General features: G+C 60.3%; 16 protein-coding genes. 3 read left to right on the top strand and 13 right to left on the bottom strand.

All coding sequences use genetic code 11. The features are described 5' to 3' along the window. Positions 1-16 precede the first annotated feature (16 nt). The 5 genes from BVK86_RS12455 to ppc form a co-directional block, all read right to left on the bottom strand. Complete coding sequence (locus BVK86_RS12455; RefSeq protein ID WP_075946718.1) at positions 17-877, bottom strand: DUF72 domain-containing protein; 861 nt, start codon at positions 875-877, stop codon at positions 17-19. Then, positions 877-1,182, bottom strand: a complete 306-nt coding sequence (locus BVK86_RS12450) for a hypothetical protein (protein ID WP_075946717.1) — start codon at positions 1,180-1,182, stop codon at positions 877-879. The genes BVK86_RS12455 and BVK86_RS12450 overlap by 1 nt, the downstream gene beginning before the upstream one ends. A gap of 202 nt (positions 1,183-1,384) precedes the next feature. Further along, a complete protein-coding gene (gene tsaB, locus BVK86_RS12445) occupies positions 1,385-2,059 on the bottom strand; it encodes a tRNA (adenosine(37)-N6)-threonylcarbamoyltransferase complex dimerization subunit type 1 TsaB (RefSeq protein ID WP_075946716.1) in 675 nt (224 codons plus the stop codon). Between the two features lie 95 nt (positions 2,060-2,154). Further along, the gene (gene adk, locus BVK86_RS12440) at positions 2,155-2,802 is read right to left on the bottom strand and encodes an adenylate kinase (protein ID WP_075946715.1); all 648 of its coding nucleotides are present in this window, start codon (positions 2,800-2,802) and stop codon (positions 2,155-2,157) included. A gap of 288 nt (positions 2,803-3,090) precedes the next feature. Continuing rightward, positions 3,091-5,721, bottom strand: a complete 2,631-nt coding sequence (gene ppc, locus BVK86_RS12435; protein WP_075946714.1) for a phosphoenolpyruvate carboxylase — start codon at positions 5,719-5,721, stop codon at positions 3,091-3,093. A gap of 202 nt (positions 5,722-5,923) precedes the next feature. Between ppc and BVK86_RS12430 the strand changes: the two genes are divergently transcribed. The 3 genes from BVK86_RS12430 to lptF all read left to right on the top strand — a co-directional run bounded on the left by BVK86_RS12430 (position 5,924) and on the right by lptF (position 7,887). Then, entirely contained in the window at positions 5,924-6,268 is a 345-nt protein-coding gene (locus BVK86_RS12430; RefSeq protein WP_075946713.1) for a pilin assembly protein, read from the top strand. A 362-nt stretch (positions 6,269-6,630) separates the two neighbouring features. Beyond that, a complete protein-coding gene (locus tag BVK86_RS12425; RefSeq protein WP_075946712.1) occupies positions 6,631-7,044 on the top strand; it encodes a DUF4398 domain-containing protein in 414 nt (137 codons plus the stop codon). Between the two features lie 45 nt (positions 7,045-7,089). Continuing rightward, positions 7,090-7,887 carry a lipotoxin F family OmpA-related lipoprotein LptF gene (lptF, locus tag BVK86_RS12420; protein WP_075946711.1) on the top strand — a complete coding sequence of 266 codons (798 nt, stop codon included), beginning with the start codon at positions 7,090-7,092 and terminating at the stop codon, positions 7,885-7,887. A gap of 139 nt (positions 7,888-8,026) precedes the next feature. On the opposite strand, the gene BVK86_RS12415 is transcribed toward lptF, so the two are convergent. The 8 genes from BVK86_RS12415 to BVK86_RS12380 form a co-directional block, all read right to left on the bottom strand. Beyond that, a complete protein-coding gene (locus tag BVK86_RS12415; RefSeq protein ID WP_075946710.1) occupies positions 8,027-8,356 on the bottom strand; it encodes a PA3694 family proteiin in 330 nt (109 codons plus the stop codon). Beyond that, entirely contained in the window at positions 8,353-9,267 is a 915-nt protein-coding gene (locus tag BVK86_RS12410; RefSeq protein WP_075946709.1) for an alpha/beta hydrolase, read from the bottom strand. Before BVK86_RS12410 ends, BVK86_RS12415 begins: the two co-directional genes overlap by 4 nt. Before the next feature lie 82 nt (positions 9,268-9,349). Beyond that, positions 9,350-10,627 carry a flavohemoglobin expression-modulating QEGLA motif protein gene (locus tag BVK86_RS12405; protein ID WP_075946708.1) on the bottom strand — a complete coding sequence of 426 codons (1,278 nt, stop codon included), beginning with the start codon at positions 10,625-10,627 and terminating at the stop codon, positions 9,350-9,352. 34 nt (positions 10,628-10,661) lie between these two features. Continuing rightward, a complete protein-coding gene (locus tag BVK86_RS12400) occupies positions 10,662-11,216 on the bottom strand; it encodes a hypothetical protein (RefSeq protein WP_075946707.1) in 555 nt (184 codons plus the stop codon). Positions 11,217-11,284: 68 nt separating this feature from the next. Further along, a complete protein-coding gene (locus BVK86_RS12395) occupies positions 11,285-11,989 on the bottom strand; it encodes a TetR/AcrR family transcriptional regulator (RefSeq protein ID WP_075946706.1) in 705 nt (234 codons plus the stop codon). A 113-nt stretch (positions 11,990-12,102) separates the two neighbouring features. Continuing rightward, positions 12,103-13,605: a lysine--tRNA ligase gene (gene lysS / locus BVK86_RS12390; protein WP_075946705.1), complete on the bottom strand. Its 1,503-nt coding sequence runs from the start codon at positions 13,603-13,605 to the stop codon at positions 12,103-12,105. A gap of 95 nt (positions 13,606-13,700) precedes the next feature. Then, positions 13,701-14,796, bottom strand: a protein-coding gene (prfB, locus tag BVK86_RS12385) for a peptide chain release factor 2 (protein ID WP_139315765.1) whose coding sequence is annotated in 2 segments (ribosomal slippage) — positions 13,701-14,723 and positions 14,725-14,796 — 1,095 coding nt in all. Because the reading frame shifts where the segments join, the coding sequence is not laid out codon by codon here. Positions 14,797-14,914: 118 nt separating this feature from the next. After that, the gene (locus BVK86_RS12380; protein ID WP_075946704.1) at positions 14,915-15,916 is read right to left on the bottom strand and encodes a response regulator; all 1,002 of its coding nucleotides are present in this window, start codon (positions 15,914-15,916) and stop codon (positions 14,915-14,917) included. Between the last annotated feature and the right edge of the window lie 36 nt (positions 15,917-15,952).

The following is a 15,952-nucleotide window of genomic DNA, read 5'->3' as shown; positions in this document are numbered from 1 at the left end:
GCGAACGAATCCGCCTTCAGAGTAAGCCAAGTTGCTCGGCGGCGGGTTCTCTGTATAACTCAGGCAACGCTGGCAAGCCAGGCAATCGCAGCATCAGGCGACGGTGAAAACGCTGCGCCAGTTTCGCCGCCAGCAGGTTGTCGGCGGTGTGCAGGAAGATATACGGCGTGCGACCTTCTTCGATCCACTGGGCGATTTTCTCCACCCATGGCAGCAGAAACGGGTCATTGGCCTCCAGTTCTGGATGACCGATGAAACGCACCTGCGGGAACTGGGTGAACGCCGCCGGACGAGGAGGAACACGCGGTTTCTTCGATTGCGCGTGAAGCACCGACGGAGCGGTTGACGTGCAGCTGAACAGGGCGCGCGGGTCGAGACAGATGCGTTCAACGCCGCGATCCAGCAAGAGGCGATTGAGCATTCGTTCGCTGTCACCCTTGGCAAAGAAATCATCGTGCCGCACTTCCACTGCCAATGGCCGCTCCAGCGCATCGATGAACGCAGCCAGCTCGGGCAAGCGTTGCGGGGTGAAGCTTTTCGACAGTTGCAGCCACAGCGGCGATACCCGTTCGCCCAAGGGGCTGAGCAGTCGGGTGAAGGTTTCAGCGGCGGTCAGCTGTTCACGCAGGTCACCACCGTGGCTGATGTCGCCGGGGAACTTGGCGGTGAAACGGAAGTGCTCGGGCATCGTCTCGGCCCAGCGCTGCACGGTACTGGCAGCCGGGCTCGCGTAGAAGGTCGTATTGCCTTCTACGGCGTTGAATACTTGGGAATAGAGAGCAAGAAAGTCGCTGGACCTGGCGTCCGGCGGGTACAGAGAGTCGCGCCAGGCGTTTTCACTCCAGGATGGGCAGCCGAGGTAGTAAGGCAGCAACATCAGATGTACAGGTCGAGACCCAGCACTTCCGCATCCCAATCGACGAAACCGGCGGTGCTGAGGTAGCTGGCCAGGGCCATCGCCACACTTTTGCTCATCGCGCGGTGGTAAAGCATGTCTTGCTGGCGGGCGGGAAGATTGCTCAGGCGTTGCGCAGCGGATTTGGCGGCACGAGCGGCCAGTTGCTCTTCGGACGGAAATTCCGCATCGCCGTCAATTTCGACGGACTCGTCCTCCACCACATGGCCTTTGCGAGGCTTGCGCTTGATGGGGTAGGACTGAGAGGAAATGCCGTCTATACGCATAAATGCATGCTCGGTATCAGTGATGGCAGTTTAGTGGCGCACAGCCCACTTCGCAAACCGCCGAGTGATAACTAGAACACATAAAAGGCAAAAGGTTTAAAAGCTACGGTTAGAAAACGACGATTGGCCAAATTGGAACAAGATGTGGCGAGGGAGCAAGCTCCCTCGCCACAAACGCATCCTCACCGGCGAACCTGGTGGATTAACGTGCCTTCGGCGTCGCCACTTTGTCCCGCAGATAAACAGGCTGCGCATTATCGGCGACGATGGCCTCGCCACGCTCCCAGGCAAACCGCGCCAGGGTCAGCAAGTCTTCGGCATGGGGCAGCATGCCCGCGTCCTGCCCGCTCAGGCTGACCGCGATACGCTCACCATAACCCCAGCCGGTACCGGCGCCAAACCATTCGCCGCTGGCATCAGCCGGCAATGCGGCGGACTCGGGCGGCAATACGGCTTCAGCGCCGACCAGCCGCATCTCCCCTGCCGTTTCGCGGTAACACCCCCAATACACCTCGTCCATGCGTGCATCGATAGCGGCTGCAACCTGGCTCACACCCTGTTCGCGGTAAGCGCGCTGGGCCAGTACGGCGAGGTTCGACACCGGCAACACTGGGCGATCCAGCGCGAACGCCAGCCCCTGGACGACGCCGATGGCAATTCGCACGCCGGTGAAGGCGCCCGGGCCGCGGCCGAAAGCGATGGCATCGACCGCTTGCAGGGTGGTGCCGGCGTCGGCCAGCAACTGCTGGATCATCGGCAGCAGTTTCTGCGCATGCAAGCGCGGGATCACCTCGTAATGGCTCGTGACTTTGCCGTCATGCAGCAAGGCAACGGAGCAAGCTTCAGTCGCGGTGTCCAGGGCCAACAAGGTGCTCATCGATGTTTCCGTAACAAGAGGTCAGAAAAAAGTGCGTCAGTATAAACAACTACGGCCCGCAAGCGGGCCGTGGGTGATGCAGCGGATCAGACTTTTCAGCTCAGGGCTGCAAGTACCTTGGCGGTAATCGCTTCTACCGAACCGACGCCTTCGATATGGCTGTACTTCGGCTTGCCATTGGCAGCCGACAGCTTCTGGTAGAAATCCACCAGCGGCTTGGTTTGCGAATGGTAGACCGACAGGCGATGACGCACGGTTTCTTCGGTGTCGTCCTTGCGCTGTACGAGCTCTTCACCGGTGATGTCGTCTTTGCCGGCAATTTTCGGCGGGTTGTAGACGATGTGGTAAACGCGGCCGCTGGCCTCGTGAACACGGCGACCGGCAATACGCTGGACGATTTCTTCGTCTTCAACGGCGATCTCGACCACGGCATCCAGCTCGACGCCGGCAGTCACCAGGGCTTCAGCCTGAGGAATGGTGCGCGGGAAACCGTCGAACAGGAAACCGTTGGCGCAATCCGCCTGGGCGATACGGTCTTTGACCAGCGCGATGATCAGGTCGTCGGAGACCAGGCCACCGGCATCCATGATGCTCTTGGCCTTGATGCCCAGCTCGGTGCCGGCCTTGACCGCAGCACGCAGCATGTCGCCGGTGGAGATTTGCGGAATGCCGAATTTTTCGGTGATGAACTTAGCCTGAGTACCTTTACCGGCCCCGGGAGCTCCCAGCAGAATGACGCGCATCGATGTGCTCCTCAATTTTTTATATAGATAACGTCAGATTCGCCTCGTGGGGCCAATCTCAAAAATAGGGTCGTGACCGCCCAAACGGCCAAAGGCTGATCAAGATACACAGCAGGCTGCGCCCACACAAGCCGCCAAAAGTCGGAGAAACCAGCCTCGGCTGAGACCTTTGGACACGGTTTGCCTAGTCGCAACCCCAACATTAACTGTCGCCTGGCCGCACTTTTATCCGCGGCGCGCGGCGGCATCCGGCCAATGCTCCGGATGCCATGGCCAACGACAAAAACCTTAGCCGGTATTTCGCAAACCGGCGGCAATCCCCGCCACAGACACCAGCAACGCTTGCTCCACCGGGCTGCCCTGCGCCACATCCTGTTGCCGTGAACGCGCCAGCAACTCGGCCTGCAATAGATGAAGCGGGTCGAGGTAGGTGTTGCGCAAGCGGATGAATTCGAGGGTGGCTGGGCTATGTGCCAGTAGTTGCGACTGACCGGTCAGCCCCAGCACGATCGAGCACGCCTGCGACAATAGGTCGCGTAAGTGCACGCCCAACGGCAGCAGATCCGGCTCGACCAAGCGCGCATCGTAAGATTGCGCGATATCGGCGTCGGCCTTGGCCAGGACCATTTCCAGCATGTCGATGCGGGTGCGGAAGAACGGCCACTGCTCGCGCATCTGCCCCAGCAACTCGCCCTCGCCACGCTCCAGCGCATTGCTTAGCGCCGCCTCCCAGCCTAGCCAGGCCGGCAGCATCAGGCGCGTCTGCGTCCAGCCGAAGATCCACGGGATGGCCCGCAGGCTTTCGATGCCGCCGGCGCGGCGCTTGGCCGGGCGACTGCCCAGTGGCAAGCGTCCCAATTCCTGTTCCGGGGTCGACTGGCGGAAGTACTCGACGAACTGCGGGTTCTCCCGCACCACGGCACGGTAGGCGCTGACCCCATCGGCGGCCAGTTCGTCCATCAAGTGGCGCCATTCGGGCGTCGGAGGTGGCGGTGGCAGCAAGGTCGCTTCGAGCACCGCCGCCAAGTACAGATTGAGGTTTTGTTCGGCGATGTCCGGCAGGCCGAATTTGAAACGAATCATTTCCCCTTGCTCGGTGGTACGGAAACGCCCCGCCACCGAACCCGGTGGCTGCGACAGAATCGCCGCATGCGCCGGGCCACCGCCACGGCCCACGGTGCCGCCACGACCGTGGAACAACAGCAGTTCCACTTGTTGCTCGCGGCAAATGTCCACCAAACGTTCTTGCGCCCGATACTGCGCCCACGCCGCCGCCGTGGTGCCGGCGTCCTTGGCCGAGTCGGAGTAACCGATCATGACTTCCTGCGGCCCTTGCAGGCGCGAGCGATAGCCCGGCAGCAGCAACAGTTTTTCGATCACCGGGCCGGCGTTGTCGAGGTCGGCGAGGGTTTCGAACAGTGGCACCACGCGCATCGGCCGCAACACGCCGGACTCTTTGAGCAGCAGTTGCACCGCCAGCACATCGGAAGCGGCACCGGCCATGGAGATCACGTACGAGCCCAGGGATGCGCCCGGCGCGGCGGCGATTTCCCGGCAGGTCGCCAGCACTTCGGCGGTGTCGGCGGACGGTTTGTAGTGGGCGGGCAGCAATGGCCGACGGTTGTTCAGTTCACGGGTCAGGAAGGTGATGCGCTCCTCCTCGCTCCAATCCTCGTAACGGCCCACCCCGAGGTAATCGGTGATTTCGGTCATCGCAGCACTATGCCGCGACGAGTCCTGGCGCACGTCCAGCCGCACCAGGAACAGGCCGAACGTCACCGCCCGGCGCAGGCAATCGAGCAACGGCCCGTCGGCGATCACGCCCATGCCGCACTGATGCAGCGAGTGGTAGCACAGCTCCAGCGGATCAAGCAGTTCGCGGTTGTTTTGCAGTACATCGGCCGGTGCCGGCGTCGGCGTAGTCAGCGCCGTGTGAGCCCAGTTGCGGGTCGCGCGAAGGCGTTCGCGCAGTTGCTTGAGTACCGCGCGGTAAGGCTCGGCACTGTCACCGGCCCTGGCCTTCAGTTCGTCGCTGGCTTGCTGCATCGACAGTTCGGCTGCAAGGTGATCGACGTCGCGCAGGTACAAATCAGCGGCCATCCAGCGCGCCAACAGCAGCACTTCACGAGTGACCGCCGCCGTCACGTTGGGGTTGCCGTCGCGGTCGCCCCCCATCCACGAGGCAAAGCGAATCGGCGCGGCTTCCAGGGGCAAGCGCAAGCCAGTGGCGGCGTGCAGTGCCTGGTCGGCCTTGCGCAGATAGTTGGGAATCGCCTGCCACAGCGAATGCTCGATCACCGCGAAACCCCACTTGGCTTCATCGACCGGTGTCGGGCGCGTGCGGCGGATTTCTTCTGTGTGCCAGGCTTCGGCGATCAAGCGCTGCAAGGTCGACTTGATCTTTTCGCGCTCGGCGCTGGTCAGGTCTCGGTGATCCTGGGCGGCCAGTTGCGCGGCGATGGCATCGTATTTCTGAATCAGCGTGCGGCGCGCGACTTCGGTCGGGTGCGCGGTCAGCACCAGTTCGATCTCCAGTCGCCCGAGTTGCCGGGCCAGTGACTCGGCGCCGTGGCCTTCGGCGCGCAAGCGCGCGAGCAACTCCGGCAACACCCGAGCCTCGAACGGCGCCTGTCGGGATTCTTCGCGACGATGAATCAGCTGGTACTGCTCGGCGATATTGGCCAGGTTAAGGAACTGGTTGAACGCCCGCGCCACCGGCAGCAACTCATCTTCCGTCAACTGGTTGAGGCTCGCGCTCAGTTCGGCGTCCATGGAGCCGCGACGGTCAGCCTTGGCGCCTTTGCGGATCTGCTCGATCTTGTCGAGGAAGCCCTCCCCGTACTGTTCACGAATGGTGTTGCCCAACAGTTCACCCAACAGGTGAACGTCCTCGCGCAAGCGTGCATCGATATCGGTCATCAGCAGTTCTCCAACAAAGAATCCGGGCGGCCAGCAAACCCAAGAGTGCCGCTCCAGAGGTCTTCTTACAAGCAAGACGACGAAGGACCTTTAAACCTTGTGCGTTGAAGCTAGTCTGAACAGTAAGCCGCACAACGGCTGTCGCCGGCCAACGCCGGATATTCTCCCGGCCTGCCACGAGCAGGCGCGCAATGAGGTCATTATGAAAATCCGTGAACTCGCCCAGCATTGGGAAGAAAACGCCAAGGGTCGCCTGACCAAGACCGGCTATACGATTCACCTGGACGTCGAAGCGGCCGCACGCTTGGCGGCGATTACCGAGATGTACCCTAAACGGCATCCCGAAGAACTGCTTGGCGAGTTGATCGGCGCCGCCCTCGAAGAACTCGAAAAGAGCTTCCCGTACGTGAAAGGTCCGACGGTGGTGGCCACCGACGAGGAAGGTGATCCGCTGTACGAAGACATCGGCCCGACGCCACGTTTTCTCGCGCTATCGCGGCGCCATCTGCACGATTTGTCGGCCGGTAACGACAAACAAAAACACTGATTGAACTGTGGGAGCGAGCCTGCTCGCGAAGGCGTTGTGTCAGTCGATATCAATGACTGCTGACGGACGCTTTCGCGAGCAGGCTCGCTCCCACATGCGTCTGAAACTCCCTCAGTCATTGCGTACTTGCGCACTCCCGGAAGGTCGGAAATACCGCCACGCATCGCCAAAGTTCCCGATATAGAGCCCTGTCCTCCGTCACAGTTTTTTTCGATAGCTGGCTAAATTCTCTGAACTTTCAAAAAACGCCGCGGGTCAACCCAAATAACCAAGCCTGGGACGGCCGTTTCAAAACGACCCGAAAATGACGGTTGCGGCTCCTTGCCCAGGATGGATGTTCACGTTGTTCAGGAAGTAGTCCAATGGAGTTGAAGACCATGAAAACCAGAACCGGCAAATCCTCGTTTACCCCGTTACATGGCCTGAAAATGGCAGCCCTGGCCATCGGTGGCAGCCTTGTGCTGGCCGGTTGCGCCGGCAATCCACCGACCGAACAATTCGCTGTCACCGAGTCTGCAGTCAATAGCGCCGTCAGCGCGGGCGGTACCGAATTCGCGGCCGTGGAAATGAAGGCGGCACAAGACAAGCTCAAGCAAGCCGAAATTGCCATGCACGACAAACAGTACGACCAGGCCAAAACCCTGGCCGAACAGGCTGAGTGGGATGCTCGCGTGGCCGAGCGCAAAGCCCAGGCGATGAAAGCCGAACAGGCTGTGAAGGACTCTCAGAAAGGGGTTCAGGAACTGCGTCAGGAAAGCCAGCGTACCGTTCAGTAACGGCGCGGCATGACGTCATTCTCAACCGACTAAAAGGACGACACCATGAATTCCAAACATCTGATGATCCCTGCTCTGCTGGCCGCCAGCGTTGCCTTGGCTGCCTGTTCCACGCCGCCCAACGCCAACCTTGAACAGGCACGTTCGAACTACACCGGCCTGCAAGCCAACCCGCAGGCCAGCAAAGTCGCGGCACTGGAAACCAAGGAAGCGAGCGACTATCTGGACAAGGCCGACAAGGCGTATCTGGATAAGGAAGATCAAGCCAAGGTCGATCAGCTGGCCTACCTGACCAACCAGCGCGTTGAAGTCGCCAAGCAGACCATTGCCCTGCGCACCGCGGAAGCCAATCTGAAAAACGCTTCGGCGCAACGTGCCCAGGCCCGTCTCGACGCTCGCGATCAGCAGATCAAACAGCTGCAGGACAGCCTCAATGCCAAGCAGACCGATCGCGGCACGCTGGTGACCTTCGGCGACGTGCTGTTCGCCACCGACAAGGCGGAGCTGAAGTCCAACGGTCTGATGAACATCAACAAACTGGCGCAGTACCTCCAGGAAAATCCTGATCGCAAAGCGATCGTCGAGGGCTACACCGATAGCACCGGTACAGCGGCGCACAACCAGTCGCTGTCGGAACGTCGCGCCAACTCCGTGCGCATGGCACTGGTGAAGATGGGTGTCGACCCGACCCGCATCGTCGCTCAGGGTTATGGCAAGGAATACCCGGTGGCGGATAACACCAGCACCTCGGGCCGGGCGCAAAACCGTCGCGTGGAAGTGACCATTTCCAATGACAACCAGCCGGTGATGCCGCGTTCGGCGGTGAGCGCTTACGCCCAGTAAGTTGTCATCACGCAAAAACCTGTGGGAGCCAGTCTGCTGGCGATAGCGGTGGATCAGTCAACATCATTGTTGAATGTTCAATCGCAATCGCCAGCAGGCTGGCTCCCACTTTGGTTCTGTGTTGCCTGTGAAAATCGGTTTATGGCTCCAGCTTCTGCGGCGTTTCCTGGCCCATGCAACGCACGGCTTTCTTGCGGTTGTTGACCAGTACGCCGGTCAGGCCCTTCTGTTCGGTGTCGAACAACACCAGCACGCCATCGATGCACTGCGCCACTTGCGCGGCCGGCTCCAGGGAGACTTTATAGTCTTCGCCCGGCACGGTCTTGAGCATGGTGAATTCGTTGAGCAGCAACGCATCCTCGGGCTTGGCGAAGTGCAGGTAGCCGTACCACCACAGGGCGCCCACGGTGCCGAGGATGCTGCAGATACCGGTGATGATCAGCGGGATGGCGTTACGTTCTTCACTCATTGCGGGCTCTCTGGTGGTTCGGTTTCTGAAGGCTTGGCTGCCGGGTAATTGGGAATTTCACCCAGGCGGCGCAGGCCGTTGAAATGCTGCGGGTCGTCAAGGTAGCGCAGCATGACGGTGCGCCAGACCGGGTCGGCGAACGTTTGCACATGACCGCCACGGGTCAACTGCAAGACTCGCGGCGGCGGCGCAGCTTGATACAGACGGATGCCGTTGGAAAGAGGCACGATCGGATCGTCGATGCTGTGGAAGATCAGTTTCGGTACGCCATTGAGCTGGTCGATGGCGTTGATCGCGCTGTCACCGTCCGGCACCAGCCAGGACAGCGGCACCTGGAACGTCCAGAACACCCACGATTGACTCAACGCAAATTGACCAACGCTACGGTAGCTGGCGGGTACCCCATCGAGCACAAAAGCCTTGAGCCGTTTTTGCCGCTCGGGGTGTTGCACCAGGTAGTGAACCGCCATCGAGCCACCGAGGCTCTGGCCGAGCAGGATCAGCGGCTTGCCCTTGACCTCGGGCGCCTGGTCGAGCCATTTGAACGCGGCGTCGATGTCCTGGTAGATATCCGGCAGACTCGGTTTGCCTTCGGACAAGCCGTAACCGCGATAGTCCAGCATCAGCACTTGGTAGCCCTGCTCCGGCAACCAATAGCTGCCGCCCAAGTGCATCGGCAGATTGCCGCCGTTGCCATGCAAGTGCAGCACCGTGCCTTTGACCTCGACACCGGCCTTCGCCGGCAACCACCAAGCGTTCAGCTTGAGGCCGTCGGCCGTGATCAAGGTGACTTCGCGGTATTCGAGCCTGGCTTTTTCCGGGGTGAACAACTGTCCGGGTTCGGGATAGAACAGCAACGAGCTGCAACCGCTCAGGGCCAGCAGAAGGCAGAGGGTGCCGAGGATTCTCATCCGGTGAAACCTCGCAGAGTGATCAGACATTCGTGAACCGAGCAATGATTGTGGCGAGGGAGCTTGCTCCCTCGCCACAGGCTCACAGGATATTGGAGTAATCCGCCTCGATCCGGTCCAGGCTCAGGTGATTGAGGAAGTTCGAGAAGCACATCCACGCCGACAACGCGTTCATGTCGCGGAACTGTTCCGGCAAGTATTTGGGCGGCACCACCAATCCTTCATCCACCAATTGGCGCAACGTGCGCATGTCTTCCAGTGTGGTCTTGCCGCAGAACAGCAACGGAATCTGCTCCAGCTTGCCTTTGCGCACCGCCAGCTGAATGTAGTTGTAAATCATGATGAAGCCCTTGAGGTAGGACAAGTCTTTGGTGAACGGCAGACCTGTCGGCACCGAGCCACGGAAAACACGGCTGGCGTTGCTGTAACTCTCGGGCATTTCGAAGCCTTGCTCGCGGAAGAATTCGAACACCTGCAGAAAGTCCGCGCCCTCCTCCACCATGTGGATCGCGCGGGTGCGGTTGGTCAGTTTACGCAGGCGGCTCGGGTAGGAGGCGAAGGTGATGATTTCCATCAGGATCGCCAGGCCTTCCTGGGTCACTGTCGATGAGGGCGGGCCTTTGGCCAGGAAGGTGCAGATCGGCTGGTTCAAGCCGTTGAGCGTGGTGCCGACGTGCACCAGGCCTTCGTGGACTTCCAGGGCGCGTACGTCACGCTCGTTGAACATCGCGTCGGTGCGGATCTTGATGTAGTCAGCGCCCGCCGCCGCGTCGGCGACGATGCCGTCGGACTCGAACACCCGGATGGTTTCCTCGGCCTCGCCAAACACCTTGTTCAAGCGGGTTTGCAGCAGGTGGACGGCGTCCTTGGCCGTCAGGGTCTTAGGCTCATCCTTCAGATCGCCACGGCCGTCGATATTATTCAGGTATTCGGACAACATCATGCCCAGGTCGGACAGCGTCGGGTCGCCGGCATGGAACGCATCGGATGCGGCGCCGTACAACTCTTGGGAAATCAGGCCGAAATCCTCGGTGCCGCGCGCTTCGAGCATGCGCACCACCATGCGGTATTCCTTGCACATGCGGCGCATGATTTGCCCGACCGGGTTGAACTGGCCGAGCTGGCGGGTGATGTCGCGCTCAATGTTCTGGAACTCCAGCTTCACTTTGCTGGAGTCGAAGGCGAGCGGCCGGTTGAGGTAGTAGTCGCGGTCCACCGCCGGCATTTCCTTGCCCTTGGCCTTGAGGAAGCCCTTGCGAATATTTTCGTCCCATTTGACCGCGTCGAGCACGCGGATCGGCGTCTGCGCCAGCACAATGCGATCGGACAAAATGCGTATCGACTGCTGGTAATCGTCCACCCGAAACTCCTGTAGAAACCGTTATGTGCTGGGTTTATTTGGCTTTGACCTGGCGCTGGTAACGCACCACTTCGACAAACACATCGGAGTTGGCCGGGTCATCAAGGTAGGCGGACACCTGGTCCATGCTGTTGTCGATCAGCACGCCATCGCCATCGTCAGTCTGGAAGACCTGACCATTCAAGGCTTTTTGCTGCAGTGCCTGCCTGATCTGTTCAAGATCGAGGTTATAGACCACCAACTCGTGCTTGTCGGTGATTTCAAAGCCGGCAATGGTGAAGTTGCCACCGAACTGCGCCGGCACTTTCGCTGACAGATACCAGCGATTGCCGTGGCGCGACACCGTGAAAGGATAGGCTTCGCGCTCCCGGGGCGTGGCCCGGAAGTAACTGACCGCCTGATAGCGATTATCACCGATGCGCGTCAGTTCAAGGTTGACCGGCTCACCCCAGGCGTTGCTGCTGGTCCATTTGCCAAGCAACCCTTTGGGCGCAGGCTCGCTCGCGGGCAGCGGTTCCTTGAAAGTCACCAGACAGCCACTGAGCAGCAGAAACGACAAGGCGATCACGACGACACGCCAGGCTCTCATTCAACACTCCCTATCGACGCACGCATCCAAGTGACCACTGCCCCTGAAGGGACATCACCCACACGGGATTAAACCGATGCCAGCACCAAATGCATATAACGCGTCAGTATGCCGAGCATTTCTTCTTCGGCGACCGGCTCGGCGTCATTGAGCAGGCCCTGATATTCCATCCGTCCGATTATAGACGTCAACACTTTGGCATCCTGTTGTGGCTCGCGGGAACCCAAAACCTGAAAAAGCTGGCAAGAACCCTGCAAAAGGATTTGCTGATGTGAGCGCACCAACACCGCCAGGCGTGGGTTCAACAGCGCTTCCTGGCGGAACGCCTGCTCGGCCATCAAATGCTCACGACGGGTGATCAATTGCCGGTGAACATAGTCCGCCATCAGTCGGGCAATGTCGTCCGCCAGTGTCGAACGCGCCTGGGGGCTGCCGTCGCCACGGGCGACCATTTCGCGCAGCAGGCCCTCATTGTTCACCCACAGTTTGGCCATGTAGGCCGCACTGCGCTCCACGTATTGAGCGAAGGTATCGGTGAGCAGGTCATCGATATCCTTGAAATAGTAGGTGGTTGCCGACAACGGCACGCCAGCCTCCGCCGCCACCGCCCGGTGCTTGACGCCCCGCACACCGTCACGCACGACAATGCGCATCGCGGCATCGAGAATGTCCTGTCGACGCTGTTCGCTGCCCTGTCGGCTGGCCTTGCGCCCCTGGTACTGAACGCTTTCAGCGACTGCAGTGGCAATCCCCGCCGCACCTTCTTGAGCCATTACACCGTTCACGACAGGAACTCCTCTCTCACTTCTAAAGTAACCATTTGATACGTTTGTACCAGACAGGCAATAAAAAGCCGCCTGAACGGCGGCTTTTTAATTGAAAACACTTACGCTTGCGGCCGCATGTGCGGGAACAGGATCACGTCGCGGATCGACGGGGAGTTGGTCAGCAGCATCACCAGACGGTCGATACCGATGCCTTCACCCGCGGTCGGCGGCATGCCGTACTCCAGCGCACGAACGAAGTCGGCGTCGTAGTGCATGGCTTCGTCGTCGCCGGCGTCCTTGTCGGCCACCTGCGCCATGAAGCGCTCGGCCTGGTCTTCCGCATCGTTCAACTCGGAGTAGGCGTTGGCGATTTCACGGCCACCGATGAACAGCTCGAAACGGTCGGTGACGTTCGGATTGTCGTCGTTGCGACGGGCCAGCGGCGACACTTCGAACGGGTACTGGGTGATGAAGTGCGGCTGTTCCAGTTTGTGCTCGACCAGCTCTTCGAAAATCATCACTTGCAGCTTGCCCAGACCTTCGAAGCCCAGCACCTTGGCGCCGGCTTTCTTGGCGATGGCACGGGCCTTGTCGATGTCGTTCAGGTCGTCAGCGGTCAGTTCAGGGTTGTACTTGAGGATCGAGTCGAACACCGACAGACGCGCGAACGGCTCGCCGAAGTGGAAGACCTTGTCGCCGTACGGCACGTCGGTGCTGCCCAGCACCAGCTGCGCCAGCTCACGGAACAGTTCTTCGGTCAGGTCCATGTTGTCTTCGTAGTCGGCGTAAGCCTGATAGAACTCCAACATGGTGAATTCAGGGTTGTGACGAGTTGAAACGCCTTCGTTACGGAAGTTGCGGTTGATCTCGAACACTTTCTCGAAGCCGCCGACAACGAGGCGCTTGAGGTACAGCTCAGGCGCGATACGCAGGAACATTTCCATGTCCAGCGCGTTGTGGTGGGTTTCGAACGGCTTGGCTGCCGCGCCGCCCGGGATGGTTTGCAGCATCGGCGTTTCCACTTCCAGGAAGTCGCGCTTCATCAGGAAGCTGCGGATGTGGGCGATGACTTGCGAACGCACGCGGAAGGTCTGGCGCACGTCTTCGTTGACGATCAGGTCAACGTAACGCTGGCGATAGCGCTGTTCGGTGTCGGTCAGGCCGTGGTGCTTGTCCGGCAGCGGGCGCAGGGATTTGGTCAGCAGGCGCACGGTGGTCATTTCAACGTACAGGTCGCCCTTGCCGGAACGGGCCAGGGTGCCTTCGGCGGCAATGATGTCGCCCATGTCCCAGGTTTTCACCGCGGCCAGGGTTTCTTCGGACAAGGTCTTGCGGTTGACGTAGACCTGGATACGACCGGTCATGTCCTGGATCACCATGAACGAGCCACGGTTGAGCATGATGCGACCGGCAACCTTGACCGGGATCGCAGCCTCTGCCAGCTCTTCCTTGGTCTTGTCCGCGTACTGTTTCTGCAAGGCATCGCAGTAGTTTTCGCGGCGGAAGTCGTTCGGGAAGGCGTTGCCCTTGGCGCGCTCGGCAGCAAGCTTTTCCTTGCGCAGGGCGATCAGGGAGTTTTCTTCCTGTTGCAGGGCTTGCGGGTCGAGTTCTAGGTCGCTCATGTCTTTAAATATTCCATCTGGTTCATTGCCCCCGGCCTGCGGCCGGGGATCGCCGGCAAGCCGGCTCCTACAGGGGATCGCGGTGAGTCAGTAGCTTACAGCCCGGACTTCAGGCTGGCTTCGAGGTACTCGTCGATGTCGCCATCGAGCACCTTGTCGCAGTCGCTGCGTTCGATGTTGGTCCGCAGATCCTTGATCCGCGAGGCATCCAGCACGTACGAGCGGATCTGGTGACCCCAGCCGATATCGGACTTGGTGTCTTCCAGGGCCTGAGACGCGGCGTTGCGCTTCTGCATTTCCTGCTCGTACAACTTGGCCCGCAACATTTTCATGGCGGTGTCCTTGTTGGCGTGCTGGGAACGTTCGTTCTGGCAGCTGACCACGGTGTTGGTCGGTACGTGAGTGATACGTACGGCCGAGTCGGTGGTGTTGACGTGCTGACCACCGGCACCGGAGGAACGATAGGTGTCAATCCGCAGGTCTGCCGGGTTGATTTCGATTTCCACCTTGTCATCGATTTCGGGGGAAACGAACACCGCCGAGAAAGACGTGTGGCGACGGTTGCCGGAGTCGAACGGGCTCTTGCGCACCAGACGGTGCACGCCGATCTCGGTACGCAGCCAGCCAAAGGCGTATTCGCCCTTGATGTGCACGGTGGCGCCCTTGATCCCGGCGACTTCACCGGCGGACAGTTCCATAATGGTCGCGTCGAAACCGCGTTTGTCGGCCCAGCGCAGGTACATGCGCAACAGGATGTTGGCCCAGTCCTGGGCTTCGGTGCCGCCGGAGCCGGCCTGGATGTCCAGGTAGGCGTTGTTCGGGTCCATTTCGTGGCTGAACATGCGGCGGAATTCAAGCTTGGCGAGGTTTTCCTCGAGACGGGCCAGCTCGGCGACGACATCACCGACCGCGCCTTCGTCATTTTCTTCGACAGCCATGTCCAGCAGGTCGCGGCAGTCGGCCAGGCCGGCGGTCAGTTCGTCGAGGGTTTCGACGATCTGTGCCAGCGCAGAACGCTCGCGGCCCAGCTCCTGGGCGTACTCAGGTTTGTTCCAGACACTCGGATCTTCAAGCTCGCGATTGACCTCGGTCAGACGCTCATGCTTTTGATCGTAGTCAAAGATACCCCCGAATGGTTTCGGAGCGCTCGGACAGGTCCTTGATGGTGTTAAGGATCGGGTTGATTTCCATGGCGGGCAGCACTCGTTGGCGAACTTTTGAAAGCCGGCGAGTATAACGTAATCAGGCTGTCACGGCAGCCCGCCTGGCGGCTTTCGCGGCGAATGGTTTGGGGCCACCTGCAGGGTGCTTAGCCGATACCGACCTGATTACGCCCATTGTGTTTCGCCAGATACAGCCCCTTGTCCGCCGCCAGGATCAGTTCCCGGCAATTGCTGCCCGCTGTCGGCGTGACAGTCGACAGCCCGATGCTGATCGTCAGGCTGGAGCCTTCGATCGGTGAAATGTGCGGGATCTTCAAGGCTTCCACGGTCATGCGCAGTTTTTCCGCCACCAGCCGCGCCCCGCCCTGGGACGTATTGGGCAGCACCAGGGCGAACTCTTCGCCGCCGTAACGCGCCGGCAGGTCCGAAGGTCGGGCGCTCGCCTCGCGGATCGCCGAGGCAACCTTGCGCAGGGCTTCATCGCCTTCCAGGTGGCCGAAGCTGTCGTTATAGGTCTTGAAGTAATCCACGTCGATCATCAGCAACGACAACTGGCTCTGCTCACGCAGCGAACGCCGCCATTCAAGTTCCATGTACTCATCGAAATGCCGACGGTTCGACAGCCCTGTCAGGCCATCGGAGTTCATCAGGCGTTGCAGCACCAAGTTGGTGTCGAGCAACTGCTGCTGGCTGACCCGCAACGCACGGTAAGCCGCATCCCGCTGCAACAGGGTCATGTAGGAGCGCGAGTGATAGCGGATGCGCGCCACCAGCTCGATGTTGTCCGGCAGCTTGACCAGGTAATCGTTGGCCCCGGCGGCGAATGCTGCGCTCTTGATCAGCGGGTCTTCCTTGGTCGACAGGACGATGATCGGAATGTCCTTGGTCGCCGGATGATTGCGGTACTCACGCACCAGGCTCAAGCCGTCCAGGCCAGGCATGACCAGATCCTGCAGGATCACCGTCGGTTTGATGCGCACCGCATGGGCGATGGCCTGGTGCGGATCGGCGCAGAAGTGGAAGTCGATGTTTTCTTCGTTCGACAAGCCGCGCCTTACCGCCTCGCCGATCATCGCCTGATCGTCCACCAGCAACACCATGGCGGCATTTTCGTCAGTCTTGAAGTCGTCGAGCTGTAATTCATTCATGTGCGTTCACCTGAATACTGCCTGGGCCAGGATTGC

Origin of the sequence: Pseudomonas reinekei (assembly GCF_001945365.1) — a bacterium.
Lineage (GTDB): Bacteria > Pseudomonadota > Gammaproteobacteria > Pseudomonadales > Pseudomonadaceae > Aquipseudomonas > Aquipseudomonas reinekei.
This window is presented reverse-complemented; position numbering and strand designations above follow the sequence as displayed.

Bases quoted from the DNA above. Each gene is read 5' to 3' on its own strand.
- BVK86_RS12415 (WP_075946710.1), bottom strand. From the start codon at position 8,356: ATGAGTGAAGAACGTAACGCCATCCCGCTGATCATCACCGGTATCTGC.
- lptF (WP_075946711.1), top strand. From the start codon at position 7,090: ATGAATTCCAAACATCTGATGATCCCTGCTCTGCTGGCCGCCAGCGTT.
- tsaB (WP_075946716.1), bottom strand. From the start codon at position 2,059: ATGAGCACCTTGTTGGCCCTGGACACCGCGACTGAAGCTTGCTCCGTT.
- BVK86_RS12430 (WP_075946713.1), top strand. From the start codon at position 5,924: ATGAAAATCCGTGAACTCGCCCAGCATTGGGAAGAAAACGCCAAGGGT.
- BVK86_RS12455 (WP_075946718.1), bottom strand. From the start codon at position 877: ATGTTGCTGCCTTACTACCTCGGCTGCCCATCCTGGAGTGAAAACGCC.
- BVK86_RS12425 (WP_075946712.1), top strand. From the start codon at position 6,631: ATGGAGTTGAAGACCATGAAAACCAGAACCGGCAAATCCTCGTTTACC.
- BVK86_RS12450 (WP_075946717.1), bottom strand. From the start codon at position 1,182: ATGCGTATAGACGGCATTTCCTCTCAGTCCTACCCCATCAAGCGCAAG.
- BVK86_RS12395 (WP_075946706.1), bottom strand. From the start codon at position 11,989: ATGGCTCAAGAAGGTGCGGCGGGGATTGCCACTGCAGTCGCTGAAAGC.
- BVK86_RS12400 (WP_075946707.1), bottom strand. From the start codon at position 11,216: ATGAGAGCCTGGCGTGTCGTCGTGATCGCCTTGTCGTTTCTGCTGCTC.
- BVK86_RS12380 (WP_075946704.1), bottom strand. From the start codon at position 15,916: ATGAATGAATTACAGCTCGACGACTTCAAGACTGACGAAAATGCCGCC.
- BVK86_RS12410 (WP_075946709.1), bottom strand. From the start codon at position 9,267: ATGAGAATCCTCGGCACCCTCTGCCTTCTGCTGGCCCTGAGCGGTTGC.
- lysS (WP_075946705.1), bottom strand. From the start codon at position 13,605: ATGAGCGACCTAGAACTCGACCCGCAAGCCCTGCAACAGGAAGAAAAC.
- adk (WP_075946715.1), bottom strand. From the start codon at position 2,802: ATGCGCGTCATTCTGCTGGGAGCTCCCGGGGCCGGTAAAGGTACTCAG.
- ppc (WP_075946714.1), bottom strand. From the start codon at position 5,721: ATGACCGATATCGATGCACGCTTGCGCGAGGACGTTCACCTGTTGGGT.